Below are 26,805 nucleotides of genomic sequence, written 5' to 3' on the forward strand. Positions count from 1 at the left end.
ATTTCGGGTCATGCGCCACAGTTAGGACGGTTCCGATGGCTTCGAAAAATCTTCTCCTGCTCGCTGGCGACGGCATCGGCCCCGAGGCGATGACTGAGGTGAAGAAGCTGATATCAGCCATGAACGACAGGCTCGGCAGTGGTTTCGTCACCGATGAGGGGCTGGTCGGCGGCTGCGCCTACGACGCACATGGCGCGGCGATTTCCGATGCCGACATGGCCAAGGCGATGGCTGCCGACGCGGTGCTGTTCGGCGCCGTCGGTGGGCCGAAATGGGATGCGGTGCCGTATGAGGTTCGCCCGGAAGCCGGACTGCTGCGGCTGCGCAAAGACATGGAGCTGTTCGCCAATCTCAGGCCGGCCATTTGCTATCCGGCGCTGGCGGCGTCCTCCTCGCTCAAGCAGGAGGTGGTCGAAGGGCTCGATATACTGATCGTGCGCGAACTCACCGGCGGCGTCTATTTCGGCGAGCCCAAGCAGATCATCGATCTCGGCAACGGCCAGAAGCGCGGCATCGACACGCAGGTCTACGACACGTTCGAGATCGAGCGCATTTCGGGAGTTGCGTTCGAATTGGCGCGCACCCGCAAGAATCACGTCACCTCGATGGAAAAGCGCAATGTGATGAAATCAGGTGTGTTGTGGAACGAGGTCGTCACGCAGACCCACAAGGCTAGATATGCCGACGTCAAGCTCGACCACATGCTGGCCGATGCCGGCGGCATGCAGCTGGTGCGCTGGCCCAAGCAGTTCGACGTCATCGTCACCGACAATCTGTTCGGCGACATGCTGTCCGACATCGCCGCCATGCTGACCGGCTCGATCGGCATGCTGCCGTCGGCCTCGCTCGGCGCGCCCGATGCCAAGACGAAAAAGCGCAAGGCGCTCTACGAGCCGGTGCATGGCTCGGCGCCCGACATATCAGGCAAGGGCATCGCCAACCCGATCGCCATGATCGCCTCCTTCGCCATGTGCCTGCGCTATTCCTTCGGCATGGTGGCTGAGGCCGACCGCTTGGAAGGCGCCATCGCCGCCGTGCTCGACCAGGGCTTGCGCACCAGGGATATTCTGTCCGAGGGCATGACCGAAGTCGGCACCACTGAGATGGGTGACGCGATCATCGCCAAATTCCTGGGCTGAGCCTGTGGCGGTCGACGTCCGCTGGGCGACGACCGGGGATGCAGCTAGGCCCTGACGCCCGCCGGCACCGGGCCCCACTGGTTTTCACGGGCCTGCGTCGGGATCAGCGCAAAGACCAGGATGATCAGCCCGCCGATGGTCGGGATAAACACCACCAGAAAAAGCCAGCCGGTCAAGCCGATGTCGTGCAGGCGACGCACGTTCAGTCCGATCCATGGCGGGATTGTCGCCAGCACAAACGCGCCGCAAACACCGACCGTCACTGCCGGCAATTCGTCAAGATGGCCCATGGCGTCGTCGATGAAGAGGCCGACGCCGAAGATCACGATCAGTGCGATCGTCCAGAACAGGCAATAGCCCCAATATTCCCTGCGACGGGCGCGGCCGGCGAAATTGAAGTAATTTTCAGTCAGGCCTTGCCAGAAGTAGCTCCACAGACTGGTCGCGGGACCATTTTCAGCGGAACGGCCGAAACGTTGCGGCTGACGTGCCCCGGGCGCATTCTCGGCTTGAGACGGGACGACGGTTGCGGCGGCCGGCGGACTGGCGGTTTGGGCGCGGATCGGAAAAACGTCGCGTGCCCGTCCGCCAGCCGGCTGGAACTCGATGGCCGCGCCTCTGGCCATCGACGCCTCGCGGCGCAGATCCTCGCGCGCGAAAGTATAGCGGTTGCCGTCGGCTCCGGTAATGAAACCGAAGCCCTGGTCCTCGTCATAGTGAAGCACTTCACCGCGCATGCCTTGCCCATCCCCCATTCGCGTCTCCACAGACTGTTCAAAGTTGCGGCAGACCGCAAGGGGTGCGTGTGTGCGAAAAATGCAGGTGCTGGCCGCAGGCAGCCTATCCATGCCTTCGTCATCCTAGGGCGGAGCGAACGCGAAGCGGAGCGCAGACCCTAGGATCCATTCCGTGACATTAGCCGAAGAACGCAGCGTTTCGGAATGGAGCTTCTACCGGCTGCGAAGAAGCACCAGATTCTGGTCCGCCGGAGCACTGCCGCAGGGTAACGGCATGGATCCCAGGGTCTCGCGACGTCGCTTCGCTCCTGCTCCGCCCTAGGATGACGAAGTGAGGGATGTCCCGGCCAATCTCCAAGGGTTTGCGATCTGACACGGAAGCAGCGGTCGACGTTCACTGTCGTTCGGTTCCAACCCGTCAAGATTACTGTGTCAAGGAACTACCCCGGCCGTTTCTTCGACTTCTTGTGCTTCGCCGGTGCGCCTTCGAACTTCGCCTTCGCTGCCTTCCCTGCCCAGGGCTTTGCCTCAAGCGCGGCAGGGCGCTGATCGGCTGACGGTGCGCGCTTCTCGAATTTCGGCGCGTTCTGGTCGAACGTACGCTTGCCGCGGTGTGGTTTCTTGTCCGGCCGTGGTTCCTGGTAGCCGGCCCGCGACAGGTCGGGCGTTCCGTCCAGCCGCTTCACCGCGATGTTGTTCTGCAGCTTGCGGTCGGGGCCGATCGATTGGAGAAACCGGTCGGCCCAATCGGCTGATATCTGCACGAAGGTTTCCTCCGGCTGCATCTTGATGGCGCCGATCTCGCGCTTGCTTATGCCGCCAGTCCGGCACAGCATCGGGATCAGCCAGCGCGGCTCGGCATTCTGCCGGCGCCCCACCGACAGCGAAAACCAGACGCTGTTGCCGAAATCGTCGCGGCGGCTTGGCGCCTCGTCGCGACGAGCGGATCTATCGCCAAGCCGCTCGCCTGACGGCGTGAACGGCGCGACGTCAAGAAGATCCTCGGGCGCGGAGCGGCTGGAGCGGCACAAGCGCACGAACGCGGCGGCCACCTGTTCGGGGCCGTGCTGCTCGAGAAGCGCATTGATGAAGCCGCGCTCCTCTTCCTTCACCGGTTCGCCGAAGGCCGGGTCGGCGAGAATACGCTCGTCATCGCGTCGTATCACGTCGTCGGCCGAAGGCGGGCTTGCCCATGTCGCCGCAAGGCCAGCACTTTGCAGCAGCCGTTCGGTGCGCCTGCGGGCACTGTTGGGCACGATCAGCGCGCTGACGCCTTTGCGTCCCGCCCGTCCGGTCCGCCCGCTCCGGTGCAGAAGCGTCTCCGGATTGGTCGGCAGGTCGGCATGGATCACCAGTTCGAGGTTGGGCAGGTCGATGCCGCGTGCCGCCACGTCGGTGGCGATGCAGACCTTGGCGCGGCCGTCGCGCATCGCCTGCAGCGCGTGGCTGCGCTCGTTCTGACTCAGCTCGCCCGAAAGCGCCACGACGGAAAAGTTGCGGTTGTTGAAGCGCGCGGTCAGGTGATTGACGGCAGCGCGCGTGTTGCAGAACACCAGTGCGTTCTTCGCCTCGTAATAGCGCAGCACGTTGATGATGGCGTTTTCCCGATCGGGCTGGGCTACGCTCAGCGCCCGGTACTCGATGTCGAGATGCTGCTTCTCCTCGCCGGAGGCCGAGATGCGCACCGCATCGCGCTGGTAGCCTTTGGCCAGCGTGGCGATAGAGCGCGGCACGGTGGCCGAAAACATCAGCGTGCGGCGCTCGGCAGGGGCAGCGTCGAGGATGAATTCCAGATCCTCGCGAAAGCCAAGATCGAGCATCTCGTCGGCCTCGTCGAGCACCACTGCCTTCAGTTCAGACATGTCGAGCGAGTTGCGGGTGATGTGGTCGCGCAGGCGGCCGGGCGTGCCAACGACGATATGGGCGCCGCGCTCCAGCACGCGCCGCTCGGTGCGCATGTCCATGCCGCCAACGCAGGACGCTATCGCTGCGCCGGTCAGTTCGTAGAGCCATTCGAGCTCGCGCGTCACCTGGAGGGCGAGTTCCCGCGTCGGCGCCACGGCCAGCGCCAGCGGTGCTGCGGCGTGAGAAAAGCGCTCGGCGCCATCGAGGAGGGTCGGCGCCAGAGCCAGCCCGAAGGCGACGGTCTTGCCGGAGCCGGTCTGCGCCGAAACTAGCGCATCGGCCTGCCCGAGTTCGAGAACCGCCTTCTGCACCGGTGTCAGCTCGACATAGCCGCGTTTTTCCAGCGCCTTCGCCAGCGCGGGGGCTATAGCTTCGAAATTGGACATATGCTTCTTTCGGAATTCGGATTCGTTTATACCCGGCAATGGGTCATCCGTCGGCGAGCGCCAGGAGCGCCACGAGCCAGACAATCCTTGCGTTCGTACTTCGCGGCGGCGCCATTGTACAGGGCAAGCCGCCTCGCCGCATCGCGATTGACTCTTTACGCAAACCGCGTAAAAGCCGGCACCGAACGGGATAGTTTCGATGCGCGGCCTTTTAATGGCGCTTCTTGCCTTCGACATCCCCGGCCGCAATGCAAACCATTGGGCCGGGAGCGTCGCTGCGTTTCCTCGTTCCAGCAAAACCATGTTCTTGGTCAAAACCGGCAAAACGACCCCCAAAACGGCCTGATTCCCTTGGCCTAACCACCCTCTCCCGGGTCCGGCCCGGGGGTTGAAACCCGCATCGGCCGGCGGGTTTTCTCCAAAAACCGAGCGGAGAGGACAGGAGATTTCGATGAGTTTCAAAGTTGCAATCGTCGGCGCCACGGGCAATGTGGGCCGGGAAATGCTCAACATACTGGAAGAGCGCGGCTTTCCGGTGAGCGAGGTGGTGGCGCTGGCCTCACGGCGCAGCCAGGGCACGGAAGTGTCGTTCGGCGACCGCACCCTGAAGGTCAGGACGCTCGACCAATATGATTTTTCCGACACCGACATCTGCATCATGTCGGCCGGCGGCAACGTCTCGAAGGAATGGTCGCCGAAGATCGGTAAGCAGGGCTGCGTCGTCATCGATAATTCGTCGGCCTTCCGCTACGACCAGGACGTGCCGCTGATCGTGCCGGAAGTGAACCCGGACGCGATTTCGCTGTTCACCCGCAAGAACATCATCGCCAATCCGAATTGCTCGACGGCGCAGCTCGTCGTGGCGCTGAAGCCGCTGCACGACTTCGCCACCATCAAGCGCGTCGTCGTCGCCACCTACCAGTCGGTGTCGGGCGCCGGCAAGGAAGGCATGGACGAATTGTTCACGCAGACGCGCGCCGTGTTCGTCGCTGATCAGGTCGACGTCAAGAAGTTCACCAAGCGCATCGCCTTCAACGTCATCCCGCATATCGACGTCTTCCTCGATGACGGCTTCACCAAGGAAGAGTGGAAGATGGTGGCCGAGACCAAGAAAATGCTCGACCCCAAGATCAAGCTGACGGCGACCTGCGTGCGCGTGCCGGTGTTCATCGGCCATTCGGAAGCGGTCAATATCGAATTCGAAAAGCCGATCACCGCCGACGAGGCGCGCGATATCCTCCGCGAGGCGCCGGGCTGCCAGGTCTTGGACAAGCGCGAGGACGGCGGCTACATCACGCCGCTGGAATCGGCCGGCGAGGACGCCACCTTCATCTCACGTATCCGCGAGGACTCGACCATCGACAACGGCCTGTCGATGTGGATCGTCTCCGACAATCTGCGCAAGGGCGCGGCGCTCAATGCGGTGCAGATCGCCGAGCTGCTGGTCGAGCGGGGACTGATCCAGCCGAAGAAGAAGGCGGCTTGATTCTCGCTCACGGGCCGTATCGCCGCTGTCGCGGCGGGCCCTCCGCGGGGGCGCCGGAAAGCCGGCGGCCCGCAGTCGCGGGCTCGGTCTTCGGCCGTTATTTCGCTCACGGGCCGTATCGCCGCTGCCGCGGCGGGCCCTCCGCGGGGGCGCCGGACAACCGGCGGCCCGCGGTCGCAGGCTCGGCCTTCCGGCCGTTAGCTCCCTTCTCCCCGTTCACGGGGAGAAGGTCCCGGCAGGGGATGAGGGGCGGCACCGGCGTCTCAGGTAGGTTGCATCGGACCGGCATCACCTCTGGCTCTCTTCCGCTAATTCCACCAAAACCCCTATCGCCTCCTCCGCCCTGTCGGCCGGGACAAACAGATGGTCGTGGTAGAAGGCCGAGACCGGATTGACGCCTATGCCCGCGGCGGCCAGACGCGCGGTGATAGCGGCGAGGAAGCCGACCGCCTCCAGCGACGAATGGATGCTCAGCGTCACCATCCGGCAGCGGAAGACGGTCTCCAGGCCAGCGGCTTTGGCTTTCTCCTCTAGCGCGATCACCGTCGTCCCCTCGCGCTCGCGAAAAAGCATCACCGGCTCGAGGCTGTCTGGTACGGGCGCATCGGGCGGCAGTGTGGCGAAGACATGGATGCCGGGACGCAATTGCGGCGCCATCGTTGCCAGCAGTTTCTTCAGATCGGTCTCGCCAGCCATCGATTGCTCCTGAATGTCTCGCGGATTTTCGATAGCGTGCTCGGCCCCAGGCCGGCAAGACGACATCGCCATGTCGCTGGCGGCTGGGCTTGCGCGTGTATTGCATCGCACAATGGAACCGATCAGGATCATTGCCGGTCCGTGAAAGGGATTTCGATGATCGTTCGCCCGCGCCCGGGATTCTTGCATCTGTTCTTCATCATGCGCGGCTCGGTGGTGCCGCGCATCCTGCCGCAAATCTTCGGCTTCGGCGTCTATGGCGCGCTGGTGGTGCTTGCGGTCAGGGCGCTCAAGCTCGACCTCGGCAATGCCGGCCCCGCGCCCGTAGCCTTGCTCGGTGTGGCGCTGTCGATCTATCTCGGTTTCCGCAACAATGCCGCCTATGACCGCTGGTGGGAAGCGCGCAAGCTGTGGGGCCAGCTTGTCTTCGACATCCGCAATCTGGCGCGCGCCAGCACCGGGCTGATCGAAAACCGGGCGGAACTGCGCGGCCTGCTGATGGAGGCGATCGCCTTCTGCCACTTCCTGCGCGGGCTGCTTCGGCGGGTGGATGCCACGACCGAAGCACGCACGTTCATCGGCGAAGCCGCCGAAAGTGCCGCCAAGCTGGCCAACCCGCCCGACGCCATGGTGCGGCGGATGGGCGAGCGAGCCGCCGCGCTATACAGGGCCGGGGCGATCGATGTCATGGGCTACCGCATCCTCGACGAGCGCCTGTCGCAAATCGCGGCAGCGCAAGCCGGCTGCGAGCGCATTATGGGGACACCGCTTCCGTTTGCCTACACGCTGCTCTTGCAGCGCACCGCCTATATCTTCTGCCTGCTGCTGCCGTTTGGGCTCGCATCCACTGCCGGCTGGGCGACGCCGCTGTTCACGGCGCTGATCGCCTACACCTTCTTCGGCCTCGACGCGCTTTCGGAGGAACTCGAGGACCCGTTCGGCACCGAGGCCAACGATCTCGCCCTCGACGGCCTGTGCCGCGTCTGTGAAATCTCGGTGTTCGAGGCCCTAGGCGAGGCGCCGCCAAAAATGATCCCGGCCGAAAAATACTATTTTTCCTAAGGTTTGTTCCCGGCTCATCGCAGCGCCGTGCGCTCAAAAGATTGCAGGCGTGTCGGATCGCCGCCTCACGCCGCGTCCTTGGTTCGACCCTGGCCAAGAGGGCTCGAAACAACCGGAGGACCAATGACCATGTCTCAAACTGCATCCGTCACGCCGGGCGCGCTGTGGACCGGCCGAGGGCTCAGCGCCCTCATCGTGCTGTTCATGATCTTCGACGGGGTCATCAAGCCGCCGCCGCTCGATGTCGTCACCCAGACCATGGTGCAGCTCGGCTGGCCGGCCGATCCCAATGTCTCGCGCATGCTCGGCATCATCGGGCTGGTCTCGACCGCGCTCTATGCGGTGCCGCGCACCTCAATGCTTGGCGCCATCCTGCTCACCGCCTACCTCGGTGGCGCCATCGCAACGCATATACGTATCGGCAGCCCGCTGTTTTCGCACACACTGTTCGGCGTCTATCTCGGCTTCATCTTGTGGGGTGGCCTTTTCCTGCGCAACCCCAGGGTGCGCGCGCTGATCCTGTTCAACCGATAGCTCCGACTTCAAACAGCCGTTCGATGGCGATCGCGTCGCCAGAGAGGAGCACGGTCTGCCGGCACCCTTCTTCTTTGACTTTGGATCAAATCGCCCGTTTGCGAGTTAGAAGATGTGGCGGCGAGGACGGAAAACCCCGTTTGAGAGGAACGACAATGAAGAAACTGGTGGTCCTGATGGTACTGGCAACCTCGCTCGCAGCCTGTTCCCGGACAGAACAGGGCGCCGCGGTCGGTGGGCTGGGGGGCGCTGCTGTCGGCGCTGCAGTGGCCGATGACGAAGTTGAAGGTGCGGTGGTCGGTGGTGCTGTCGGCGCCCTCGCCGGCGCACTGATCGGTCGTGCTACCGAACCCGGCCGGTGCCGCTATCGGGATCGATATGGACGCGTCTACATCGCCCGCTGCCCGGCAGGCTATTGATCGGGCCGCGTCATAGCTCCGACGAATAAAACGGCGGACAAAAGCGCCCGCCGTTCCGTGGGCGATAAGAAGCGGATTATTCGGCGGTCGCGGCTTCCGCCTCGGCTGGCGCGGCTGCCGCGGCGGCAACAGCGGCGGCTGCATCGTCCTGCGCCTTCTTCAGAAGTGCGGCGCGCTCCTGCGCCTTCTTGCCGGGCTCGGCCTTCTTCGGGTTGGAGCGGGCCTCACGCTTGGCAATGCCGGCCTCGTCGAGGAAGCGCAGCACGCGGTCGGTCGGCTGGGCGCCATGCGAGAGCCAATGCTTAACGCGGTCGGCGTCGACCTTGACGCGCTCGCCGTCCTTGGGCAGCAGCGGGTTCCACGAGCCGAGGGACTCGATGAAACGGCCGTCGCGCGGCGAACGGGCGTCGGCGACGACGACGTGGTAATAGGGGCGCTTCTTCGAGCCCGCACGGGCCAGCCGGATTTTCAATGGCATTTCTTTTCTCCTAAAACTCTGATTTTCGGGTTTACGGCTGGTCCTCAGCCGGTTTTCGTTACGCCGTTGGATGCGGCGATCTGCTCATGATGTCGGATCACTTCGCGGACGACGAAGTTCAGGAATTTCTCTGCGAAATCCGGGTCGAGATGGGCGTCCTTCGCCAGTTGACGAAGGCGGGCGATCTGCTGCTGCTCGCGTGCCGGATCGGCCGGCGGCAGGCCATGCGACGCCTTCAGCTCGCCGACCGCCTTGGTGCAGCGGAAACGCTCGGCCAGCATGTAGATGAGCGCTGCGTCGATGTTGTCGATCGAGGTGCGGTAGTCGACCAGCGCCGCACGTGCGTCGGCCATGTCCTTCTCTTCGTTCATGGCGCCCTCACTTCTTCTTGCCAAGACCGGGAAGCCCGCCGCCGCCCAGACCAGGAAGCTTCATGCCGCCGGGCAGTCCAGGCAGGCCACCGCCACCTGGAAGGCCACCGGGCAGGCCCTTCATGCCGCCGAGACCGGCTGCCTGCGCCTGCTTCTGCAAGGCTTCGAGCTGCTTGGAGTCCATCTTGGACAGGTCCGGCATGCCGCCGCCCATCATGCCGCCCGGGCCACCCATGGCTCCCATACCCCCTGGCATCATGCCGCCGAGACCCATCTTCTGGGCCAGGCCGCCCATCATGCCGCGCATCAGGCCACCGCCTTTGCCCTTGCCGCCCATCGCCTTCATCATGTCGGCCATGCCGCGGTGCATCTTCAGGAGCTTGTTGATCTCGGCCGCATCGGTGCCGGAGCCGGCGGCGATGCGCTTCTTGCGCGAGTGCTTCAGAATATCGGGATTGGCGCGCTCGGCCTTGGTCATTGACGAGATGATGGCGAGCTGGCGGCCGAACATCTTGTCGTCGAGACCGGCGGCGGCCATCTGGTCCTTCATCTTGCCCATGCCCGGCATCATCCCCATGATGCCGCCCATGCCGCCCATCTTCGACATCTGCTGAAGCTGGCCGGCAAGGTCATTCAGGTCGAACTTGCCCGACTGCATCTTCTTGGCCATCGCCGCCGCCTGCTCGGCGTCGATGTTTTCGGCAGCCTTTTCGACCAGGCTGATGATGTCGCCCATGCCGAGGATGCGGTCGGCGATGCGCTTGGGATGGAATTCCTCCAGCCCGTCCATTTTCTCGCCGGTGCCGATCAGCTTGATCGGCTTGCCGGTGACGGCGCGCATGGAAAGTGCGGCACCACCACGGCCGTCGCCGTCCATGCGGGTCAGCACCAGGCCGGTGATGCCGACGCGCTCATCGAAGCTTTTCACCAGATTGACGGCGTCCTGGCCGGTCAGCGAATCGGCAACCAAAAGGATCTCGTGCGGCGACGACACCTTCTTGATGTCGGCCATCTCGACCATCAGCGGCTCGTCGATATGGGTGCGACCCGCGGTGTCGAGGATGACGACGTCATGGCCGCCGAGCTTTGCCGCCTGCACGGCGCGGCGGGCGATGTCGACCGGCGTCTGGCCCTCGACGATCGGCAGCGTGGCGACCTTGACCTGCTCGCCGAGCTGACGGAGCTGCTCCTGCGCGGCGGGACGCCGCGTGTCGAGCGAGGCCATCAGGACCTTCTTGTTCTGGCGCTCGGTGAGGCGCTTGGCGATCTTGGCCGATGTCGTGGTCTTGCCGGAACCCTGCAGGCCGACCATCATGATGACAACCGGAGCCGGTGCATTGAGGTCGATGGCGACGCCCTCGGCGCCCAGCATCTCGACCAGCTCGTCATGAACGATCTTGACGACCATCTGGCCGGGCTTGATCGACTTCAGCACGGCAGCGCCGACGGCCTTCTCGCGTACCTTGTCGGTGAAGGAACGCACCACTTCCAGCGCAACGTCGGCCTCGAGCAGCGCACGGCGCACCTCGCGCAGCGCCGCCGCGACATCCGCCTCGGACAGGGCACCGCGGCCGGTGAGGCCGTTCAGGATCGAACCAAGGCGCTCTTGCAGTGATTCAAACATTCTTCTTCCTTTCCCTGGCACCCGGATGATGCCCGAGAGGTAATGCGTTCGCGCCCAGTATCCAACCCAAAGCCAGTCCAAGCCAAAGCCAGTCCAGGCAAAAGCTCAAAGCCAAAAAGCACCCGGGGGCGCACAGCGCTGCCGGATGTTGGCCTCCAGGATCGATTTACAGCACGTCACCTCAAAGAGGCTTCGGCGTCCCGGTCGGCTTGCTCGGAGGGATACTCGTCGCGGAATTCGCGGCGTGTAGACAGGAAATCGGCCGCGGAGTCAAGGTGCGGACCGAATCCGCTGAACCGGGCCGGTTCGGTTTATCGCAGGACCACCAGCGTGATGCGCATCAGCTTGGGTGCGAAATATCCGGCCCGACCTTTAGCGGCGAGCGCGGATGCAGCAGCAGCAGGACAGTCAACAGGCTGCAGACGATGCCGATCGCCGCGATGAGGACGGCATCAAGCGTCGTCCAGCCGGGGCCTTCGAGCGGCTTGGCGTTGAACAGCGCGAAGGAATTGTAGCTTTGCTGGTGCGAAATCAGCAGGAAACCCGTCAGATTGTTGCCGAGATGGGCGCCGAAGGCCGCGCCGAGATTGCCCGTGGCATAGACTACAAGCGTCAGGAGCAGCGCAAAAGCGGCGATCGAGGCCAGCACGCAGGTGTTGATGGCGGCCGTCGAGCTTGGGCTCCAATGCATCGCAGTGAACAGAAGTCCTGGCAGCAGCGCCCAGATGACGGGGTTTTGAAACCGGTTGGCCAGACCCCTGAGAAGATAGCCGCGAAACAGCACCTCTTCGGACGAGGTCTGCAGCAGGGTCAGCGCAGCGATCGGGATCAGGAACAGCAGCCAGGACGACAGGCCGATCGCACCGCGCGCAATGTCGGGCTGCAAGAGATAGAGCAGGATTTCGGAGAGCAACGATGTGATCAGCACCGCGGCCAATCCCTTGAGGAATCCCGAGCGCGAAACGCGGCGGCTGGTGCCGATCAGCGCCATCAGCGGCTCGCGATGGACCCAGCGCATGGCAGCCCACAGGCCGAGCCAGATTCCGGCAAAGGAGGCGAGCGCGGCGAGGATTCCGGTGGGCGAGGCCATGAAATTCTGCACCGCCCCTCCTTCTATCGGGGTGCCAGACGATGCCTGCCAGATAACAAAAAGATAGGTGCCGCCGAACAGCACTGCCATGGTTGTCGCCACCCAGAACAGGACGACGATCGCCGTTCCGAGCAGGAGCCGCGGCAGGGTCGTCTTGGCGTTGGGAGAGCGCCGATAATGCTCGAAGGCGGCCGGGTCTGTTATCACGCGGGTTCCTTGCCTGATGCATCGGGTCGCATGATCTAGAGCATCGGACCCAAAAGTGGAACCGGTTTTGGAAGATCGGATGCTCGAACAAAAGGCTGGAGCGGCGGGCACGCCGCTCCAGCACGAAGCTCAGGTGAACGATATCGGACAGAGGCGGCCGCCGTTGGCTCTTGCCGGGCGGCCGTCTGGTTGGTTGATGATGTCAGCGCTCGACGTACATGATGCGTCGGGTGCCGGGATCGACCAGGGCCGGCTGACCGTTCACATAAACATAGCGGTACTCATAGTCCGGAATCTCACGCAACTCGACGGTGTCGGGCAAGGTCGCGCCCGTAACCACCTCGCCCTCGAGATAGACCGGGTCGACCCGGTTGGTCTCGATATAGGTGCGGATTTCGGCCGGCGGCCGTCTGATCGGCTCAATCGGCTCGCCAGCGACGATCGCTCCTGTATAGGTGCCGGGATAGTCGACGTCGGCGGGCGCTTCGACGATGGCAATGTCTGCGTCAGCCGGGCGTTCCGTTAGGACGACCGCGCTGCCGCCGAAGTCGGCCGTCACATAGTCGGAATAGATCCAGCCCTGGCCATTGGCCTCGGCGATGGTGCACCATTTGCTGTTTCGGATGCAGCCATCAAGCGTTGCCGACTGGCCGGCGGCGAGCACACCGATGACCGGGTATTGCGGGCCGGGGCCGGCGCGTACGTTGAGATCGGTGACAGCCGAGACGGCGGTATCAGCCAAGGCTGTGCCGGACATCGCGACAAGCGCTCCGGCGACAGCAGGAAATAGTATGCGCTTCATGGTTTCGCTCCGTTTTGATAGTCCCTCACGAACGAAAACGAAACAGGGCTTCATGCGTTCCGGCTAAAACGCCTCAGCCGGCTCACGTTTTGTTCCGGTTTCTTTCACGTCAGTCAGCAGTTCATGAACGAAGGCCAGCTTCCGTGCGGTCACGTCCGAGATGACGAAGGGGTAAAGGTCGGGCAGGCCCATGCAGCGGTTGATCGAGTTGGACGCTTCCGACAGCACCAGCCAGCGGGCCAGGATCTTTTCGAACGGTTCGGGAACGGCGGCAGGTTCCGATGGCGCCGGTTGCAGCTCGCCGCCGGTGTCGCTGCGCGACAGCTCGTTGGCCTCTACCGTTTCCAGTCGGCCGAGCGGAAAATTCAGCGCATGCACCATCTCCAGCGTATCGGTGATGTGCAGGTGGTGTGCCCATGCCTCGGCCCAGTCCTCCCAGGGATGAGACGTGGCATAGGCGGAAATGTGGTCCTGCTGCCAGTCGGGCGCAGCACCTTTGGCATGGTAGGTCTTCAGCGCCTGCTCGTAATCAACGCGCTCGTCGCCGAACAACGCGCGGAAGGCGGCAAGCCGTTGCGGGTCGTCGCGGATCAGGCGGTCCCAGTAGTAGTGGCCGAGCTCGTGGCGGAAATGACCGAGCAAAGTGCGGTAGTTCTCGCCCATCTCGACGCGCCGTCTTTCGCGTTCGGCCGAGTCGGCCTCGGCGACATTGAGTGTGATCAGGCCGTTGTCATGGCCGGTCAGGATGCGCGCGCCGCCTGGGCCGCCGATCGGATCGGCGAGAAAGTCGAAGGCGAGGCCGGCCTCGTCGCCGGCGTTCCGCTTGGGCACGACCGGCAGTCCGGCGGCGAGCAGCGAATAGATTGCCCGCTTCTTTGCCGCTTCGACGCGGATCCAGCGACGGCGGTTGCCATCGACCGAAAGGTCCGGGATCAGCTGGTTCAGCTCGCAGGCGCGGCAGAAGGCATGGCCAGGTTCCGCCATCCAGTTGCAGGCGCACTCGTCGGCATTGGTGCACTGGAAAACGCCGCCGGCGCCTGACAACACGAAGCACGCCTGCCCGGGATCGTAGAGCACGGGGCTGGCGCAGTTCAGGCACTGGGCATTCTCGAAATAGAGGCGGTGGCCACAATGCGGGCAATCGAAGAGCTTCATCCCAATCTCAAATCATCAGGTCTCAAATCATCAGGCCCGGATATAGTGCGGAGCGGCGTATCGCCCAAACGCCTGTCGGCGGCCAGCGTTCCTGCTAATGCTATTTTGCCGCAAGCTGGGCGGCGACCGTTCTCGCCACCGCCTCGCCCGACAGCCGGGCGCCGCCGCAGGTCTGCATCAGCGGACCGGCCAGATGCTCGCCGGCGAAGAAGATTTTTTCCGCCACCGGCTGCATCAGCGCGGCGCGCGCCTGCGAACGGCCGGGGCGGGCCGCCGCATAGGCGCCGCGCACGAACCGCTCGCCGCCCCAATTGGTCATCATGGCGCGCCCGACATGTTTTCGCACGTCCCCGCCGAATATGGCGCACAGCCGGTCGACGACAAAGTCGACGCCTGCCGCCTCGCCCGCCGCCGACATCTCCCAGGCGAAATCGTCGCCGACGAAGCCGACCATCAGGTCGAGGTCGAAGGGAAAACAAAGGAAGTAGATGTCGTGCCTGGCCAGCCGCTCGATCAGCAGGTCGTCGAACGGCGCCAGCCCGAGCCTTGTGCCCCTGATTTCGACCGGCAGCTTGGTCAGCATGCCCATCGGCAGGTCGAAGAAGGCAGCGAAATGCGTGTCGGGCAGCGCCGGCGAGAATTCGATCTCCTCGAAGGCGAGCACCGCCGGCGAGGCGGTGACGATGGCCGCCTTGGCGCGGATGGTGCCGCGATCTGTGACGCAGGCGACGCCAGGCACGTCCCAGAGGATTTTCCGCACCGGCGTCGACAGCTCGACGGGCACGTCGGCGCCGAAACGGGCGACCAGTGCGCCGAACCCCTCCTTGGTGAAATAGTTCGGATCGAGATCGGCGGCGGCCTGAAAGTCGCGGATCGATATCTCGTCCTCGTCGGCGCCGAAGTCCATCGGCCCAGCGAAGGTGGCCGCGGCGCGCGGCGCATGGCCTTTGGCGAGCAATGCCGAAAGACGGTCGTCGTCGCCAACCTTGACCTCATGCGCCGCCAGAAGCTCGAACAGCCTGATATCGGCCGCCTTCATTGCGGCCTCTTCGTCCTCGCTCGCCTTTCGGTTGCGATAGTAAAGATGGTCGATATTCATGTCGTGATGGTGAAGCGTCCAGCGGGCGGCTTGCGCCTCGGGAAAGTAAGGATTGCGGTCAGCCGCATGCAGCCAGGCGCAGCCGATGTCGAAAGGAACGCCGAAATGCTGATCGCTGGTCCAGGCGCGGCCGCCGACACGGTTCATCGCTTCGAGCAGCTTGAAGGAAAGGCCAGCCGCACGGAGGGTCTTGGCGGCGGAAAGTCCCGCCGAACCGGCGCCGATGACCACGACGTCAACGTCTTCCATGAATATTTTAGCCCCCGCCACAATAATTACTTGATCGTAAGCAAGTTCTCCGGCATTCGCCAGCGCTGCGGCGAGGATGCGTAAACGAGTTCTTAGCGCGGCGGCTCGAAAATCGGTTCCGATTCTCGGAAAGCACGATGCGCAGATTGTAAAGTGCTGGAGCGTACTGCGTCCAAGTGGGCGCACGTCCGCTCCAACAGTGACAAGCGGGCGTTTCGCTGGCAAATTCGTATTTGGGACAAGATCCAGGCAACCAGGAGAGCAACATGGCATTTTTTGCCAAGGGAAAGATTTTCGCGGCCGCGGCATCGATGATGCTTGCGGCGGCAACAGGCGCACAGGCCGCCCAATGCGGCAATACGGGCGCGGGCTTCGAAGCGTGGAAGGCAGAGTTCGCGCAGGAAGCAAAGGCCAGCGGTGTAGGCTCGAAGGGTCTGGCCGCTCTGGCTCGCGCGACCTACGCAACAAAGACGATCGGCGTCGACCGCGCCATCCATAAGGCTTTCAGCGGCTCGGTGGAAGCTTTCATGAAGCGCCGTGGTGCGTCCACGATCATTTCCAAGGGCCGTTCGCTGAAGAAGTCGAACGCCGCGCTGTTCGGCAAGATCGAACAGACCTATGGCGTGTCGCCGGGTGTGTTGCTCGCCATCTGGGGTATGGAGACCGGCTTCGGTTCCTTCTTGGGCAAGCAGAATACGGTCTCCGCCATTTTAACGCTTGCCTATGATTGCCGCCGCCCGGAGTTCTTCTACCCGCATGCTGTTGCAGCCCTGAAGCTGGTTGATAGCGGCGCTTTGAGCGCCTCGTCGGTCGGTGCCGCGCATGGCGAGATCGGCCACACGCAGTTCCTGCCGGGGAATGTTTTGACATATGGAGTTGGCAACAAAAATCTGCGCGACAAGGCCACTGCGTTGGCTTCCACCGCCAACTTCCTCAGAGGTCATGGTTGGCGGGCCGGCGCGAGCGCGCAGGCGAATATGGGCGCAATTGCCGGCTGGAATTCCGCTAGCGTCTATCAACAGGCCATCGCCCGCATGGCCACGGCGATCGATGGCGATTGATAGAAATCTCTGTTCGACGGAACAGCCCGGCCATGCGCCGGGCTTTTTTGTTGATGCTTTAGAGCAATTCCAGGAAAAGTGTGAAACGGTTTTCCGTCCGGAATTGCGCATAAACAAAGAGATAGAGCGGTTCGGCGTTTCCGTGAAACGATGAACCGCTCTAAGGGTACGACTGCCGCCGCTCGGCCCCGCCTCGGGAACGAAGGCACGAAGCAGAGAAGCTAATTCGGCGAGCCGAGCGCCCTGTCCATCGCTTCCCTGACGTCTGGCGGCCACGTGTTCACAGCCGGCCACGCATCTGGCTCGGGCTTGTCACCGCGGCGGGCAAAATAGAGCTTGTGGTCGGCCGAATCGATCGCCATGAAACCGTCTTTGCCGCCGCAATCATGCGGGATGCAGCCGCTGGCGTAGAAGACGCCCGAGGCGGTCTTCTCGGTGCCGCCGCCGACCAGCAGGCTGGTCGCCATCTCGGGCATCTCCTTGCCGAGCAGCGTCTCGGCTAGCCTGTAGATGGCCTCGTTGTGGAAGGCATCGACGATGTTGTCGTATTTCGACGGATCGACGTCTTTCCAGCCGGTGCCGGGCTCCGGCATATAGGTGAGATTGCCGGAAGTCGTCAGCCCGTGCGTCGGCGACCATTGCATCGCCGGCTTCGAAGCGCCCGGCAGCAGATGAGGCACGAAATAGATGGCACTGTCGGACACCGCTGCCGGCGGCGCGCCGCATTCATCCTGCTCGACGGTGGTCGTCTGGATCGTGCCGCCTTCCGGCTTCCACACGATCACCTTGGCCGGGCCGCATTGATTGCCGCCGTCGCCGACATCGACCAGCGCCACATTGACGCCGCCGACCTCGACAATCCTGTCGAAGAAGACATCGTAGTTGCGCGCCAGCTGCTTGCCGTCATAGGCCAGCACCTTTTCGCCATACTCTTCCTGCTGGGTGATGGTCAGCTGCCCACTCTCGAACGGGACCGGTGCTTGGCTGACATCTTCGCCTAGGGCCGCATTGCTCGACGCGCCCTGGTCGGCGGCGCCGGACGCATCGTCAGCCGGCACGAGCACCATGTCGGTCTGTGCATGCGCACCAGCCACCGGCATCAGAATCCACGCCAGCGCGCACGCGCCCGCAAGAAGCGAACGTGTCATGAATGTCCCTCCGTTCAGCCGCCACGAACCCGGCCTGTCGCGGCCGGGGTCATCGTACCGCTCAGGCCCAGGGGCGCAGCTCGGCGTTCTTCTTCTCGAACGAGGCGATGGCGTCGGCCTTCTCCATGGTCAGGCCGATATCGTCGAGCCCGTTGAGCAGGCAGTGCCGCTTGAAGTCGTCGAGGTCGAACTTGACCACGCCGCCGTCCGGTCCGCGGATTTCCTTGGCTTCGAGGTCGATCGACAGCGTCGCGTTGGAGCCGCGCGAGGCGTCGTCCATCAGCTTCTCCAGGTCCTCGGGGCTGACGGTGATCGGCAGGATGCCGTTCTTGAAGCAGTTGTTGTAGAAAATGTCGGCGAATGAGGTCGAGATGACGCAGCGTATGCCGAAATCGAGCAGCGCCCACGGCGCATGTTCGCGCGACGAGCCGCAGCCGAAATTGTCGCCGGCGACCAGGATCTGCGCCTTGCGATAGGCCGGCTTGTTGAGCACGAAGTCGGGGTTTTCCGAACCGTCGTCCTTGTAGCGCATTTCGGCGAACAGTCCGCTGCCGAGCCCGGTGCGCTTGATCGTCTTGAGGTAATCCTTGGGGATGATCATGTCGGTATCGACGTTGACGATCGGCATCGGCGCCGCAACGCCGGTGAGCTTGGTGAATTTTTCCATAGGTCTTGCCCGTCTTGTTTTCGCTGCGGGAGGTGTTGGCGCCCGGTTTACACAAAGCTGCAGGCAAATAAAAGGCGGCTGTTTTCGGCTGGCCTCGGTCTTGGAGCACAGACCGCTTCAAAACCGCCGCCCTATGGTGCACCTTGGCCGGCATGACAACACGTCCCAAAGTCCTCTACGCCAGCGAACCGGCCCTCGACGAAGCCGAGTTCCGCCGCGTGCTGGTGGAATCCGGCCTCGGCGTCACCCGGCCTATCGATGACGACCTCCGTCTGAAGGCGATGCTTGCCAATGCCGATCTGGTGTTGACGGCGCGCCTCAATGCGCCTGGCAAGCCGCTGATTGGCCTCGCCCGAGGCATCACCGACTTCTCGTGGGTGTGCTATGTTTCCGAGCTCGCCGTTTGCAAATCGGCGCAAGGGCTCGGCATCGGCAAGGGCCTGCTCGACGAAGCGCGGCGGCAGCTCGGACCATCCGTCGCCGTCTCACTGATCTCCGTGCCCGACGCCGTCGGCTTTTACGAGCGGATCGGCATGACGCGCATGCCCGACGCGTTCTGGTTCGGCCGCGAGCGCTGACGACTGCCATCATTCTCTGCCGGCCGGAGCTAAGCAGCGGCCGAGCACGCGGAATAGTGGGGGACAGGTGAGCGCTGGCCGCATGGTTTCGGCCTAGTAGACTCCCTTGACCTGCGCAGTGCCCTGTCCACATCTTCAGCATGGAAAAGCATCGGTGCTTCATTGGCACGGCCGGCTGGAGCATCCCGTCACGTTACAAGGATCTTTTTCCGGATTCCGGCTCGCACCTCGAGCGCTATGGCGACCGCCTCGGCGTCGTTGAAATCAATTCGTCTTTTTATAAGCCGCATCGCCGCGAAACCTACGAACGCTGGGCTGGTTCGGTGCCGCAAGATTTCCGCTTCTGCGTGAAAGTCCCCAAGGCGGTAACGCATGAGCGTCGGCTCGCCGACTGCGGACACCTTGCCGAAACATTTCTGCAACAGGCTGGAGGCCTCGGTCCCAAATTTGCAGCGCTGCTGGTGCAGTTGCCGCCGAGCCTACCCTTCGACCCGCACGTCGCCGATGACTTCTTCGATCTGTTGCGAAAGCAGACCGACGTGAAATTAGCCTGCGAACCACGTCATGCCAGTTGGTTCGAGCCGGATGCCGATGCGCTTCTGACCGGCTTCCGTGTAGCGCGCGTCGCAGCCGATCCGGCTCGCGTTCCCGCTGCAGCCACGCCATCCGGCTGGCCGGGTCTCGTCTATTTCCGCCTGCATGGCGCGCCGCGCATCTATTACTCGGACTATGACACCGAAAGCCTAATCGAGATCAGGCAGCGGCTGGATGCGGCGAGTGCGACGGGCGCTGAGGTTTGGTGCATTTTCGACAACACGGTTAAGGGCCACGCGCTCGGCAACGCCCTTGCCGTGACTGCGATGGCGCCTCAAATCACATTCAATTCCCGAAACGCCCGCCCCTCTGCGACACGGCTGTACCCAAACGCCGAGCAGTCCACCGTGCGGTAGCCGCCATGCACGATCAGCTCCGCCAGCGCCTTGCCGACCGCCGGCGCCTGCTGCAGGCCGTGGCCGGAAAAACCGTTGGCGAAGAGGAAATTCTTGACCTGCGGATGCGGGCCGATCACCGCGTTCTGGTCGAGCGTGTTGTAGTCGTAATGGCCGGCCCAGGCGCGCGTCGGCTTGATCGCTTCGAAGGCCGGAATGCGGGTCGCCAGCACCGGCCAGATCACCTCTTCGAACAGCGGCCAGTCGGGCTCGAAATCGTTGGGGTCGGCAGGGCCGTCGGCCTCTTCCGGCTCAGCGCCGCCGGTGATGTAGACCGAGCCTTCCGGCCTGACATAGATGCCCGAGGGATCGACCAGCAGCGGCATGTCGTCATATTTCTCGCGCGCCTCGAAGATGAAGACATTGCGCTTGCGCGGCTCCACCGGCAGCGCCAGTCCGGCCATTGCGGAAACCCTGCCGGCATTCGGCCCGGCGGCGTTGACGACGATGCCTGCGTCGAGCCGTTCGCCATTGCCGAGGTTTACCCCGGTGACGCGGTCGCCCTGCCGTTCGATGCCGGTCACATCAGCAGTGATGAAATCGATGTTTTTGTCCCGCAGCGCCTTGCGGAACAGCATCAGCATCGCATGCGCATCGAACCAGCCCTCGCCCGTGCGGCCATAGGCACCGGCGGTGATGCCCTCGGCCGACAGCCACGGAAACCGGCGGACGAGCGCCTCCGCATCCTCAAGCACTATGTCGGCGCCCTCGGCCAACTGCGTCTCGTGGTTGGCCTTGAGGATCGGCAATCCGTTCTCGCCGGCAAGGATGAGATAGCCGCCTTCGCGAAAGCCGATATCGGCGTCGGCCCCGAACTCTTCCGTCAGCCGCCGGAACAGTTTCAGCGTGAACTGCGACAGCCGGATGTTCTCGGGAATTGAAAACTGCTGGCGAATGGAAGCACAGGACAGCGTCGTTGCCGCATGGGCGAATTGCGGGTCGCGCTCGACCAGCGCGATCGAGCCCGAAAAGCCTTCCTCGCGCAGATAATAGGCGATCGAGGAGCCGACGATGGCTCCGCCGATGATGACGACGTCGTAGCGCACTTTTTTGCGTCTCCAGTTCTAGAACATGTTCCCGAAAAGCCGGTTTTCGGAATCAGGCTCCAATTCATACAGCCGGCAGGATGATCTCGAAGCGTGTGCCGCGCTCGGAGTCAACCAGGCGGATCGTGCCATCATGCGCTTTCAGCAGGGCCAGCACGATGCCGAGGCCCATGCCGGTGCCGCCTGAGTCGCGGCGCGTGGTGAAGAATGGCTCAAAGATACGGGCCTGGTTGCTGGGCGAAATGCCGGCGCCGTCGTCGCTCACCAGGATCGTCGCCTTGCCGTCCGCGCTCGCCGCCGTGATCGAAACGAGCGTTGCGCCATGGCGCGCCGAATTGTCGATGAGATTGGCGAGCACGATTGCCGCGTTCTCGGCCGACATGCGCAGGCGGATATCGCCGCCGGCCTCGACACGAACCGCCAGCCTGGTCTCGGCCGGCAGCAGCGCCAGCGCGGCGGCAATCGACGTGCTTTCGCCGCTGGGCGCAAGATTTTCGGCACGCGCCAGGTCGAGCAGGCGACGCACCAGCAAATTGAGCCGCCCGGCATCGGTGACGATGTTGTTCGAAAACCGCCGCCGGTCGGCCTCGTCCATTGCGCTACCGGAATCGCGCAGCAGTTCGGCCGCACCCTGGATCGCCGTCAGCGGCGATTTGAGCTCATGCGAGACATGGGTGGCGAAGGTCTGGATGCTGTCGGAGCGCGCATGCAGCTTTTCGGCCATGTCGAGGAAAGCGTCGGAAAGAGCCGCCATCTCGCGCGTGCCATGATGGTCGAGCGGCCTGATGGCTGCGCGATCGCCGGCGGCGATGCGTTTCGTCCGCTCCATCAGCGCGTAGATCGGTCGGCTGACGGTGCGCAGGAAGATCAGGCCGATGAGCAGCGTGCCGCCGAGGATGGCGATCGCCGCCAGCACCACCTTGCCGCGCTCGCCATAGAGGTGCTTGACGATGTTGTTCGGCGTTCGCGACAGATAGACCACGCCGGCGATCTTGCCGGCGACGGCGACCGGCATGGCGACGAAGACGCGGACTCTCGTGCCGCGGCTGACCGAATAGAGCGATGGTGGCGGCTCGTCGGAGATCCTCTGCCGGAGCGCACTGGCATAGCGGCCGGCCAGCGCCTGGCGAACCTCCTCGACGGCGCCGAGCGACAGGCCGACCTCTTCGCGGCCAGCGATGACGACGCCCCTGAGATCGAGCAGCCGGAAGCCGGCAAGCGTGGTTTTCTGCGTCTCGGCAAGAATGCCCGACAGCCGCGCCCCGATCGCCGCGAAGGCGGGATCGACGCTGGCGGCCGCCGCCGCAGGACGGGTCGCCAGAACCCTGTCGGAGGCAAGATCGAGGCTTGGTTCGATCGGCCGGTAGGGAGAGTCTGGATTGTCCCTTTCGGCAGGCATGGCCGCGCCGAGCTTCTCGGCCCAGATGCCGGCGTCGCGGACCTCTTGCGCGTAGATGGCGGCAAGGGCGGCACCTTGCGCAATCAGCTCGGCCTCGGTCTGGCGGATCAGCTGGTTCTCGTAGAGCCTGAAGAAGAACAGGCCGACCAGCGGCAGCGCCATCACCATGATCAGGATGGCAACAACGATCGTGGCGAGGCGCGGCCGCCATTTCTGGGCCGTCACGCGCCGCACCGGCCCAGCCGGAAGCCGACGCCATGCACGGTCTCGATCGCATCCGTGCAGCCGGCCGCCGCCAGCTTGGCGCGAATGTTGCGGATATGGCTGTCGACGGTGCGGTCGGCGACATGGATGTTGGCTGCATAGGCATTGGCCATCACCATGTCGCGCCCAAGCACATGTGCTGGGCGTGCCAGAAACCCTTTCAGGATCGCGAACTCGATCGACGTCAGCACCAGCGGCTTTCCGTCGAAGCTGGCGCTGTGGCTGGCCGGCAGCAAAGCCAGCCTGCCATGCGAGAATTGCCGGTCGTCGGTCTGTTCCGCCTTTGTCGGGCGAGCGCGCCGCAGGATGACGTTAACGCGGGCGACCAGCTCGCGCGGGCTGAACGGCTTGGTGACATAGTCGTCGCCGCCCATTTCGAGCCCGAGGATGCGGTCGATTTCTTCATCACGCGCGGACAGGAACAGCACCGGCACATCCGATGTGTGCCGCAGCCGCCGGCAGACCTCCAGCCCATCCATCTCCGGCATGCCGATGTCAAGCACGACAAGGTCGGGCGCGCGGCGTTCGACCGCCTGCAAGGCGGCGGCACCGTCCGATACCGCAACCGTCTTCATCCCCGCCTTGTCGAGCGCGAAGCAGATGATCTCGCGGATGTGCGGATCATCGTCGGCGACAAGAATATAATGCGGCATGAATCAGCGGCCCGGCACGAAGGGTTCGGAGCCCTGAGGAACCACGAACGGGATACGTGTGTCGAGAGTACGAAGGAGCCGCCAGTCGCGAAAGCTCCAGGCGCGCCAGTTTTCTTGGCCGGCGCGATAGCGGGCCTCGTCCTGCCCAAGCAAACGGGCGAGTCCGCGGTAAGAGGGAAGGCTGGGCGCATTCGTCTTGCCCTGATGCTCGAGGAAGCGATCGAGCGCCGGCCAGGCGCTGGAACCGAGCGAACGCAGATACCAGAAATCGAGCTCGGTGCCCTGGCCGGTCATTTCGAATGAGTGCTCGACATTATAGTTGGCGATCAGCGCCGCGAAATTGATGAACGAGCAGGCATAAAGCGTCGCCGATAGCGTCAGAAGATTGGCGGAAAGCAGCCATTCATTGGATTTTTCCAGTGCGATGCGGGCGATGATCAGGGCGAGGCCCGCCGCCACCAGCCCCATCCAGACGAAGGCCGCGACGCGCCAATAGGTCAGCGCATAGATACCGATATAGAGGTCGAGGCGCAGGATCGACGAGATGACCAGAACGATGTTCTGCGCCACCCAGACATAGACCAGCCGGCGGATGAACGGATCGCCGGAGGTAGCACTTCCCGGCCGCAGCGCCGCCAGGACGAAGCCGGCGGCAAGCAGCGCCGTGACGATCAAGGAATAGGCGCCGCGATGTGCATAAGCGGCGTAGGTCAGTCCGTCGGGCAGCGCGATGCCGCCCCACAGATAGGTGGCGTCGAGCGTGGTCTGCACCGCGAACAGGATGTTGAAGACGACCAGCGCGCGAAGAATGGCGGCCTTGCCGAAGATGACGTCCTCGATCGCCTTGGCGGATTTCGTCGTTGTCACCCGGCCGACAGGCACAGACGACACCACACGCGGAATGGAGCGAAGAGAGCGCGGCAGGCGCGGGCGCAGAAAGGCCCAGACGCCGGCAAGCACGACCAGCCAGAAGGCCAGCCGCGGCAGCTGGATGAGGTCGAGCAGTGAGAGGAGATCGATCAGCGACAACCAGTACTCGATGACCGGGTTGGCGGCGCCGAACAGCGCGAGAAACACCGCGCCTAGGGTCAACGGCATGACCCAGACGGCGATCGCCGCGAGACGGATGCGCCGCCCGCCAAGCCGCCGTGCCGCCTTGCGCCAGCGGAAGAAGTCGTGGACGAACCGGAAGGGTGCTGCGAGTAGGAAGGCAACAAACTGGCCGGCGATGCGGGCAAGCCCGCGTCGTAGCCGCCCGGCCAGCGAAAGCACGAAGACCGCCGTAGCCGCCGGCCCGATCGCGACGGACAGCGCACTGACATTTTCGATGAGCGGCAGCAGCGCGACAAGCAAAGCAGCGAGTGCGAGCCACAGGCCGCGGACGCTGAGCGTCGAAGACTGGATCGCCGCGGCGGCGGCAAGCGTAATGCCGAACAGGAAAAGCGTGATGCCGACAGGCTGCCCATAGAAGAAGAAATCCGCCAGCGCGGCAAGCAGGACGGCAACGCCGAATCGCGCGCAATAGCTCGGCGCGGCCCTAAGGAACGATGTCATGATCGGATTTTCTCAGCGGCTTTGATCCGGCCGGCATACCGGGGCGGAGATTTGCGGATGAAGGGGAAGAGGGTCGCCGAACCATGCGGCCGGGGTGGATCGACGAGCCAGCAACCGTCATTGCGGAGCCGATAAGGCAGGGACCAGCGGGGTTTTTCTCGCTCTTGCATACCGACTATATCGTCGATCGGCATGCAGGCGGCGGGGCGGATCCGAGGAGATTTTCGGGAGTTTTTTGCAGTTTTTATGCAGGCGAAGACGGCTTGCCTCGACCGGCCGCAGACGGCATAGATCTGAGATGACTGAAACCTATCGCCCCCGCCGCTCGGTCCTTTACGTCCCGGCCTCGAACGACAAGGCGCTGACCAAGATCTCGTCGCTGGCCTGCGATGCCGTCATCATCGATCTCGAAGATGCCGTCGCCCCGGCCGACAAGGTTTCTGCGCGGGAAAAACTGGCCGACATCTTCGCCAATCGCCCCGGCCGGCGCTGCGAGATGGTCGTGCGCATCAACCCGCTCTCCAGCGAATGGGGCGCCGACGATTTGCTGGCTACGGCACGCTGCGAGCCCGACGCCATCCTGCTGCCCAAGGTCGACACGCCGCGCGATGTTCTGGAAGCCGGCGATGTCCTCGACGACAATTTTTCACCCGACGAGGTGAAACTATGGGCGATGATCGAAACGCCCAAGGCTCTGCTCAACATCGGACCGATTGCCGAGCTTGGCCGCGATCCGGCCTCGCGGCTGGTTTGTTTCGTTGCCGGAACGAATGATCTGGTCAAGGAGACCGGCACTCTCGCCACGCCCGACCGGCGCTATCTCACACCGTGGCTGATGCAGATGGTGCTCGCCGCGCGGGCCGGCGGTCTCGACCTGCTCGATGGTGTCTTTAACGATTTTCGCGATCTGGACGCTTTTGCGCGCGAATGCGGGGAGGCAGCCGCCATGGGGTTCGACGGCAAGTCGCTGATCCACCCGGCCCAGATCGATGCCGCGAACCGGGCCTTTGCACCTTCTGCCGAAGCCATGGCCGAGGCGCGCTCGGTGAAGGATGCCTTTGCGCTTGCCGGAAATGCTGGCAGGCAAGTCATTGCGCTGAATGGAAAAATGGTCGAACGGCTGCATCTGGCGCAGGCCGAAAAACTGCTGGCGAAGGCGGCCGCCATCGAGGCATGATTGGCAACTCACCACAGGAATGAAAAATGAAACTCTACCGTTTTCTGTCCGGTCCGGACGATTCCAGCTTCTGCCACAAGGTGACGGCGGCGCTGAACAAGGGCTGGCACCTGTTCGGCTCGCCGACCTACGCCTACGACAAGCAGACCAAGAGCATGCGCTGCGGCCAGGCCGTGGTGAAGGATATCGAGGGCCAGGAATACGGGCCCAGCACCAAGCTCAGCGATTGGTAGATTTTGCAAAGCTCCGACGCAGGGTGTGTTGAGATTCAGGTCAGGCCGCGCCGAGAATGGTGGTTTCCGAGAACCGGAGCGGAGCGTACTTTTGGGTACGTGAGCACCGGAAGCGCAGGAAACTACCGTTCGCAGGCCGGCATCACCTGAATATCAGCACAGCCTACTCGGCCGCCTCTTCGATCCGCTCCATATCATCGTCCGACAGGCCGAAATGATGGCCGATCTCGTGGATCAGCACATGGGTGACGATGTCGCCCAGCGTCTCTTCGTTCTCGGCCCAGTAGTCGAGGATGGCGCGGCGGTAGAGCGTGACGCGGTTCGGCCCCTCGCCGGTCTGCGGATTCCAGCGCTCGGCGATGCCGCGCCCTTCGAACAGGCCGAGCAGGTCGAAAGGCGTTTCCAGCGACAGATCGTCCATGATCTCGTCGGTCGGGAATTCGGCGATCTGGATGACGATCTCGCCGGTCAGCTTGCGAAATTCCTCCGGCAGATGGGCGTAAGCCTCCAGCGCCAGGAACTCCATTTCCTCCATCGACGGCGAAAGCTGGTCGTGCCAGGTGCGGGTCTTGTAGATGCGGGCCATGCTTTGTCCTT

At 63.7% G+C, this 26,805-nt stretch carries 28 protein-coding genes; 11 read left to right on the top strand and 17 right to left on the bottom strand.

All coding sequences use genetic code 11. The features are described 5' to 3' along the window. The first annotated feature begins 35 nt into the window (after positions 1-35). Positions 36-1,139, top strand: coding sequence for a 3-isopropylmalate dehydrogenase (gene leuB / locus NKH12_RS03495; RefSeq protein WP_352951910.1), 1,104 nt, complete (start codon positions 36-38; stop codon positions 1,137-1,139). A 44-nt stretch (positions 1,140-1,183) separates the two neighbouring features. Here leuB and NKH12_RS03500 read toward each other — a convergent pair whose 3' ends face one another. Both NKH12_RS03500 and NKH12_RS03505 read right to left on the bottom strand, forming a co-directional pair. Then, positions 1,184-1,876, bottom strand: a complete 693-nt coding sequence (locus NKH12_RS03500; protein WP_352951945.1) for a DUF805 domain-containing protein — start codon at positions 1,874-1,876, stop codon at positions 1,184-1,186. A gap of 440 nt (positions 1,877-2,316) precedes the next feature. Then, positions 2,317-4,167: a DEAD/DEAH box helicase gene (locus NKH12_RS03505; protein WP_352951911.1), complete on the bottom strand. Its 1,851-nt coding sequence runs from the start codon at positions 4,165-4,167 to the stop codon at positions 2,317-2,319. Between the two features lie 199 nt (positions 4,168-4,366). Here NKH12_RS03505 and NKH12_RS03510 point away from each other — a divergent pair, with 199 nt between their 5' ends. Beyond that, positions 4,367-4,513, top strand: a complete 147-nt coding sequence (locus NKH12_RS03510) for a hypothetical protein (protein ID WP_352951912.1) — start codon at positions 4,367-4,369, stop codon at positions 4,511-4,513. A 105-nt stretch (positions 4,514-4,618) separates the two neighbouring features. Next, positions 4,619-5,653, top strand: a complete 1,035-nt coding sequence (locus NKH12_RS03515) for an aspartate-semialdehyde dehydrogenase (RefSeq protein WP_352951913.1) — start codon at positions 4,619-4,621, stop codon at positions 5,651-5,653. Positions 5,654-5,941: 288 nt separating this feature from the next. Here the strand turns inward: NKH12_RS03515 and NKH12_RS03520 are convergent, their stop codons facing one another. Continuing rightward, positions 5,942-6,349: an ACT domain-containing protein gene (locus NKH12_RS03520; protein ID WP_352951914.1), complete on the bottom strand. Its 408-nt coding sequence runs from the start codon at positions 6,347-6,349 to the stop codon at positions 5,942-5,944. A gap of 156 nt (positions 6,350-6,505) precedes the next feature. On the opposite strand from NKH12_RS03520, the gene NKH12_RS03525 reads away from it, so the two are divergent. The 3 genes from NKH12_RS03525 (at position 6,506) to NKH12_RS03535 (ending at position 8,364) form a co-directional block, all read left to right on the top strand. Further along, entirely contained in the window at positions 6,506-7,411 is a 906-nt protein-coding gene (locus NKH12_RS03525; protein WP_352951915.1) for a bestrophin family protein, read from the top strand. A gap of 123 nt (positions 7,412-7,534) precedes the next feature. Continuing rightward, positions 7,535-7,945, top strand: coding sequence for a DoxX family protein (locus NKH12_RS03530; protein ID WP_352951916.1), 411 nt, complete (start codon positions 7,535-7,537; stop codon positions 7,943-7,945). Positions 7,946-8,100: 155 nt separating this feature from the next. Beyond that, positions 8,101-8,364 (top strand): YMGG-like glycine zipper-containing protein, encoded by a 264-nt coding sequence (locus NKH12_RS03535; RefSeq protein ID WP_352951917.1) that lies wholly within the window; start codon positions 8,101-8,103, stop codon positions 8,362-8,364. Positions 8,365-8,440: 76 nt separating this feature from the next. Here the strand turns inward: NKH12_RS03535 and rpsP are convergent, their stop codons facing one another. From rpsP to NKH12_RS03570, 7 genes are all read right to left on the bottom strand, one after another. Further along, positions 8,441-8,842 carry a 30S ribosomal protein S16 gene (gene rpsP, locus NKH12_RS03540; protein WP_027153676.1) on the bottom strand — a complete coding sequence of 134 codons (402 nt, stop codon included), beginning with the start codon at positions 8,840-8,842 and terminating at the stop codon, positions 8,441-8,443. A 44-nt stretch (positions 8,843-8,886) separates the two neighbouring features. Continuing rightward, on the bottom strand, positions 8,887-9,213 hold the full coding sequence (locus NKH12_RS03545) for a chorismate mutase (RefSeq protein WP_352951918.1): 327 nt from the start codon (positions 9,211-9,213) through the stop codon (positions 8,887-8,889). A gap of 7 nt (positions 9,214-9,220) precedes the next feature. Beyond that, positions 9,221-10,837 carry a signal recognition particle protein gene (gene ffh, locus NKH12_RS03550; protein ID WP_352951919.1) on the bottom strand — a complete coding sequence of 539 codons (1,617 nt, stop codon included), beginning with the start codon at positions 10,835-10,837 and terminating at the stop codon, positions 9,221-9,223. 340 nt (positions 10,838-11,177) lie between these two features. Further along, positions 11,178-12,134 carry a CPBP family intramembrane glutamic endopeptidase gene (locus tag NKH12_RS03555; protein WP_352951920.1) on the bottom strand — a complete coding sequence of 319 codons (957 nt, stop codon included), beginning with the start codon at positions 12,132-12,134 and terminating at the stop codon, positions 11,178-11,180. A gap of 202 nt (positions 12,135-12,336) precedes the next feature. After that, positions 12,337-12,936: a DUF1236 domain-containing protein gene (locus NKH12_RS03560; protein WP_352951921.1), complete on the bottom strand. Its 600-nt coding sequence runs from the start codon at positions 12,934-12,936 to the stop codon at positions 12,337-12,339. Positions 12,937-12,999: 63 nt separating this feature from the next. Next, entirely contained in the window at positions 13,000-14,091 is a 1,092-nt protein-coding gene (locus NKH12_RS03565; RefSeq protein ID WP_352951922.1) for a zinc-binding metallopeptidase family protein, read from the bottom strand. A 100-nt stretch (positions 14,092-14,191) separates the two neighbouring features. Continuing rightward, positions 14,192-15,439 carry a flavin monoamine oxidase family protein gene (locus NKH12_RS03570; protein ID WP_352951923.1) on the bottom strand — a complete coding sequence of 416 codons (1,248 nt, stop codon included), beginning with the start codon at positions 15,437-15,439 and terminating at the stop codon, positions 14,192-14,194. A 266-nt stretch (positions 15,440-15,705) separates the two neighbouring features. On the opposite strand from NKH12_RS03570, the gene NKH12_RS03575 reads away from it, so the two are divergent. Continuing rightward, complete coding sequence (locus tag NKH12_RS03575; RefSeq protein ID WP_352951924.1) at positions 15,706-16,500, top strand: lytic murein transglycosylase; 795 nt, start codon at positions 15,706-15,708, stop codon at positions 16,498-16,500. A gap of 221 nt (positions 16,501-16,721) precedes the next feature. Here the strand turns inward: NKH12_RS03575 and NKH12_RS03580 are convergent, their stop codons facing one another. Further along, a complete protein-coding gene (locus NKH12_RS03580; RefSeq protein WP_352951925.1) occupies positions 16,722-17,648 on the bottom strand; it encodes an Ivy family c-type lysozyme inhibitor in 927 nt (308 codons plus the stop codon). Positions 17,649-17,709: 61 nt separating this feature from the next. Then, positions 17,710-18,315 (bottom strand): 3-isopropylmalate dehydratase small subunit, encoded by a 606-nt coding sequence (gene leuD, locus NKH12_RS03585; protein ID WP_254020972.1) that lies wholly within the window; start codon positions 18,313-18,315, stop codon positions 17,710-17,712. Positions 18,316-18,467: 152 nt separating this feature from the next. On the opposite strand from leuD, the gene NKH12_RS03590 reads away from it, so the two are divergent. Further along, complete coding sequence (locus tag NKH12_RS03590) at positions 18,468-18,893, top strand: GNAT family N-acetyltransferase (protein WP_352951926.1); 426 nt, start codon at positions 18,468-18,470, stop codon at positions 18,891-18,893. 140 nt (positions 18,894-19,033) lie between these two features. After that, the gene (locus NKH12_RS03595; RefSeq protein WP_352951927.1) at positions 19,034-19,843 is read left to right on the top strand and encodes a DUF72 domain-containing protein; all 810 of its coding nucleotides are present in this window, start codon (positions 19,034-19,036) and stop codon (positions 19,841-19,843) included. Here the strand turns inward: NKH12_RS03595 and NKH12_RS03600 are convergent. The 4 genes from NKH12_RS03600 to NKH12_RS03615 form a co-directional block, all read right to left on the bottom strand. Then, positions 19,762-20,928: an NAD(P)/FAD-dependent oxidoreductase gene (locus NKH12_RS03600; RefSeq protein ID WP_352951928.1), complete on the bottom strand. Its 1,167-nt coding sequence runs from the start codon at positions 20,926-20,928 to the stop codon at positions 19,762-19,764. The two genes, NKH12_RS03595 and NKH12_RS03600, sit on opposite strands and share 82 nt — an antisense overlap. Positions 20,929-20,992: 64 nt before the next feature. Then, positions 20,993-22,489: an ATP-binding protein gene (locus NKH12_RS03605; protein WP_352951946.1), complete on the bottom strand. Its 1,497-nt coding sequence runs from the start codon at positions 22,487-22,489 to the stop codon at positions 20,993-20,995. Between the two features lie 59 nt (positions 22,490-22,548). Next, positions 22,549-23,244 (bottom strand): response regulator, encoded by a 696-nt coding sequence (locus NKH12_RS03610; protein WP_352951929.1) that lies wholly within the window; start codon positions 23,242-23,244, stop codon positions 22,549-22,551. A 3-nt stretch (positions 23,245-23,247) separates the two neighbouring features. Further along, positions 23,248-24,798, bottom strand: a complete 1,551-nt coding sequence (locus tag NKH12_RS03615) for a DUF4153 domain-containing protein (protein WP_352951930.1) — start codon at positions 24,796-24,798, stop codon at positions 23,248-23,250. Positions 24,799-25,096: 298 nt separating this feature from the next. Here NKH12_RS03615 and NKH12_RS03620 point away from each other — a divergent pair, with 298 nt between their 5' ends. Together NKH12_RS03620 and NKH12_RS03625 are read left to right on the top strand one after the other, a co-directional pair. Beyond that, positions 25,097-25,975 (top strand): HpcH/HpaI aldolase/citrate lyase family protein, encoded by an 879-nt coding sequence (locus NKH12_RS03620; RefSeq protein ID WP_352951931.1) that lies wholly within the window; start codon positions 25,097-25,099, stop codon positions 25,973-25,975. Between the two features lie 26 nt (positions 25,976-26,001). Next, positions 26,002-26,208, top strand: a complete 207-nt coding sequence (locus tag NKH12_RS03625; RefSeq protein ID WP_292512818.1) for a DUF1737 domain-containing protein — start codon at positions 26,002-26,004, stop codon at positions 26,206-26,208. 163 nt (positions 26,209-26,371) lie between these two features. Here NKH12_RS03625 and NKH12_RS03630 read toward each other — a convergent pair whose 3' ends face one another. Further along, positions 26,372-26,794, bottom strand: a complete 423-nt coding sequence (locus NKH12_RS03630; protein ID WP_095495668.1) for a metallopeptidase family protein — start codon at positions 26,792-26,794, stop codon at positions 26,372-26,374. Positions 26,795-26,805: the final 11 nt, after the last annotated feature.

This window comes from Mesorhizobium sp. M1322, from assembly GCF_040318085.1.
In the GTDB taxonomy this organism is placed as follows: Bacteria; Pseudomonadota; Alphaproteobacteria; order Rhizobiales; family Rhizobiaceae; genus Mesorhizobium.

Coding starts and splice junctions, on each gene's coding strand:
- leuB (WP_352951910.1), top strand. CDS start 36: ATGGCTTCGAAAAATCTTCTCCTGCTCGCTGGCGACGGCATCGGCCCC.
- NKH12_RS03500 (WP_352951945.1), bottom strand. CDS start 1,876: ATGCGCGGTGAAGTGCTTCACTATGACGAGGACCAGGGCTTCGGTTTC.
- NKH12_RS03505 (WP_352951911.1), bottom strand. CDS start 4,167: ATGTCCAATTTCGAAGCTATAGCCCCCGCGCTGGCGAAGGCGCTGGAA.
- NKH12_RS03510 (WP_352951912.1), top strand. CDS start 4,367: ATGCGCGGCCTTTTAATGGCGCTTCTTGCCTTCGACATCCCCGGCCGC.
- NKH12_RS03515 (WP_352951913.1), top strand. CDS start 4,619: ATGAGTTTCAAAGTTGCAATCGTCGGCGCCACGGGCAATGTGGGCCGG.
- NKH12_RS03520 (WP_352951914.1), bottom strand. CDS start 6,349: ATGGCTGGCGAGACCGATCTGAAGAAACTGCTGGCAACGATGGCGCCG.
- NKH12_RS03525 (WP_352951915.1), top strand. CDS start 6,506: ATGATCGTTCGCCCGCGCCCGGGATTCTTGCATCTGTTCTTCATCATG.
- NKH12_RS03530 (WP_352951916.1), top strand. CDS start 7,535: ATGACCATGTCTCAAACTGCATCCGTCACGCCGGGCGCGCTGTGGACC.
- NKH12_RS03535 (WP_352951917.1), top strand. CDS start 8,101: ATGAAGAAACTGGTGGTCCTGATGGTACTGGCAACCTCGCTCGCAGCC.
- rpsP (WP_027153676.1), bottom strand. CDS start 8,842: ATGCCATTGAAAATCCGGCTGGCCCGTGCGGGCTCGAAGAAGCGCCCC.
- NKH12_RS03545 (WP_352951918.1), bottom strand. CDS start 9,213: ATGAACGAAGAGAAGGACATGGCCGACGCACGTGCGGCGCTGGTCGAC.
- ffh (WP_352951919.1), bottom strand. CDS start 10,837: ATGTTTGAATCACTGCAAGAGCGCCTTGGTTCGATCCTGAACGGCCTC.
- NKH12_RS03560 (WP_352951921.1), bottom strand. CDS start 12,936: ATGAAGCGCATACTATTTCCTGCTGTCGCCGGAGCGCTTGTCGCGATG.
- NKH12_RS03565 (WP_352951922.1), bottom strand. CDS start 14,091: ATGAAGCTCTTCGATTGCCCGCATTGTGGCCACCGCCTCTATTTCGAG.
- NKH12_RS03570 (WP_352951923.1), bottom strand. CDS start 15,439: ATGGAAGACGTTGACGTCGTGGTCATCGGCGCCGGTTCGGCGGGACTT.
- NKH12_RS03575 (WP_352951924.1), top strand. CDS start 15,706: ATGGCATTTTTTGCCAAGGGAAAGATTTTCGCGGCCGCGGCATCGATG.
- NKH12_RS03580 (WP_352951925.1), bottom strand. CDS start 17,648: ATGACACGTTCGCTTCTTGCGGGCGCGTGCGCGCTGGCGTGGATTCTG.
- leuD (WP_254020972.1), bottom strand. CDS start 18,315: ATGGAAAAATTCACCAAGCTCACCGGCGTTGCGGCGCCGATGCCGATC.
- NKH12_RS03590 (WP_352951926.1), top strand. CDS start 18,468: ATGACAACACGTCCCAAAGTCCTCTACGCCAGCGAACCGGCCCTCGAC.
- NKH12_RS03595 (WP_352951927.1), top strand. CDS start 19,034: ATGGAAAAGCATCGGTGCTTCATTGGCACGGCCGGCTGGAGCATCCCG.
- NKH12_RS03605 (WP_352951946.1), bottom strand. CDS start 22,489: ATGGCGCTGCCGCTGGTCGGCCTGTTCTTCTTCAGGCTCTACGAGAAC.
- NKH12_RS03610 (WP_352951929.1), bottom strand. CDS start 23,244: ATGCCGCATTATATTCTTGTCGCCGACGATGATCCGCACATCCGCGAG.
- NKH12_RS03615 (WP_352951930.1), bottom strand. CDS start 24,798: ATGACATCGTTCCTTAGGGCCGCGCCGAGCTATTGCGCGCGATTCGGC.
- NKH12_RS03620 (WP_352951931.1), top strand. CDS start 25,097: ATGACTGAAACCTATCGCCCCCGCCGCTCGGTCCTTTACGTCCCGGCC.
- NKH12_RS03625 (WP_292512818.1), top strand. CDS start 26,002: ATGAAACTCTACCGTTTTCTGTCCGGTCCGGACGATTCCAGCTTCTGC.
- NKH12_RS03630 (WP_095495668.1), bottom strand. CDS start 26,794: ATGGCCCGCATCTACAAGACCCGCACCTGGCACGACCAGCTTTCGCCG.